This window comes from Neobacillus drentensis (genome assembly GCF_036966985.1).
Lineage (GTDB): Bacteria > Bacillota > Bacilli > Bacillales > Cytobacillaceae > Neobacillus > Neobacillus drentensis_E.
Window position 1 is genome coordinate 1 of record NZ_JBALSN010000811.1, and the last position, 1,958, is coordinate 1,958.

Annotated in this window: 1 protein-coding gene; it reads left to right on the plus strand. The window is 30.1% G+C overall.

All coding sequences use genetic code 11. The features are described from left to right. Window positions 1-86: 86 nt before the first annotated feature. On the plus strand, window positions 87-1,958 hold a 1,872-nt coding region (locus V7659_RS31950; protein ID WP_335543978.1), incomplete at its 3' end, for a DEAD/DEAH box helicase.

Consider the following 1,958-nt stretch of genomic DNA (forward strand, 5'->3'; position numbering starts at 1 on the left):
CAGTCCCATTAGAACGAAAAGAATTGATTGATATATTAAGGTTTTGTGATATATTGTCCAATTCCACAAACGTTAAGCATAGGAACATGGCTTATAAGATAATCACAATACTCTACCCTTTTTATCAAGAGAATGAGTTCTTCCAATCAACTGCAACTGCTGTTTTATCTAAAATTGGGAACTTTCCTGCTCTTAGATTGTTGGATTATGATGTTTCATTACCTGTTGATCGAGAAATCGAGAAGGATGTAAAAATGTCATTACATCATATTGGTGATTTTGAAGATGTCTTCCTTACTGATCCTCAATTCCAGCTATATCACAAAATGAAAGAATCTCATGTATTCAGTTTTTCGGGACCAACTTCTATGGGAAAATCATTTATGATGAAAATTGCAATATCTCAACACATAAAAAAAGAGGTAAAACCTAACATAGCGGTTATTGTACCAACACGAGCATTAATACACCAATTTGCAACTGAAATAAAAAATGATTTAAATAAGCAGCTTCAGGAAGCCGAATACAGAGTTTTAACAAATGGAAATTTAGAAGGAGTAAACATTGAAGACTCTCCTTTAATTCTGATTTTAACTCCAGAAAGGTTATTATCATATTTATCTGAAAAAGATTATCCATTAATTGATTGTCTTTTTGTTGATGAAGCTCATAAACTGGCAAGTGAACAGGATAACCGTAGTGTCACCCTATATACAGCTGTTGAAAGAGCAATATACGCAAATAGAGATTTAGAATTATTTTTTGCTTCTCCAAATGTATCCAATCCTGAAGTCTTTTTGCGTTTATTTAATAAAGATATTGATTATGTTTTTTATTCAAATGAGTCGCCTGTCTCTCAACAACTATTTTTCGTGGATTTAATAAATAAAAGAGTTAATCACTATACAGAGAACGGAATAAAAGAATACATACCAGGGATTTTAAATGAATTAAATGATAGTTTAAAGATGATTAATCTATTATCACAGGACAAATCTAATTTAATCTATTGTAAATCTCGAAGGGAAACGGTAGCAAAGGCAAGGGAATTTAGCATCAGATATGGTTCAATAAATTTTACTAATTCGGACAGAAAGAGAATTAAAGAAGTTATACAAATCATAAAAAAAATTGTCCACCCAGATTATTATCTAATTGACTGTCTAAAAAAAGGGGTCGGGTATCACTTTGGAAGTTTGCCACAAGTTGTTAGGAATAACATTGAAAAATTATTCAAAGATGGGGTCATTAAATTTTTATTTTGTACCTCGACACTACTAGAAGGGGTAAACTTACCTGCTAAAAACGTCTTTATTCTCCAAAATAAAATTGGGGTAAGAAACTTTAAAAAAGTTGATTTTTGGAATTTAGCAGGAAGAGCTGGAAGATTAAAATATGAATTATCAGGTAATATCTATTGTATTAGATCTGATGAGAAAGATTGGAAAAAGATTGATGATATTTTAGAAAATAAAGAACATATCCAACTGAATCCAACAGTAGCAAATAATTTAGAGAAAAATCTAAATCAAATTGAAAGAGCGATCCTTAATAAAGAAATTAAAAAGGGTAAAGAAAGTGAGAAAGATATTGTCCGTTATTTAGCTAATATTATTAGTATTGACACCCTAGATCTTCAATCTGGATACCAAACACCAATCATATCAAAATTGATTCAAAGTGATCAGGGGAACATAATTGAACTTGCATCTGAAAAAGTTCGCTCAATCCAGGTTCCTTATCATATTTTAAAGACGAATCAGTATATGGCAGTCGAACAACAAGAGTCAGCATTTCAATATATTCTAAAAAATAAAGAGAAAAAATCTAGAACAATTTTTCCAAATCAAATAAATTACGAAAATTGTTTGTCAATCTTGAATTTATTTCATGATATATATCAGTGGGATAAATTTGAAAGTAGATTAAAAAATAAAAATAGCCTAACATACTTTGCC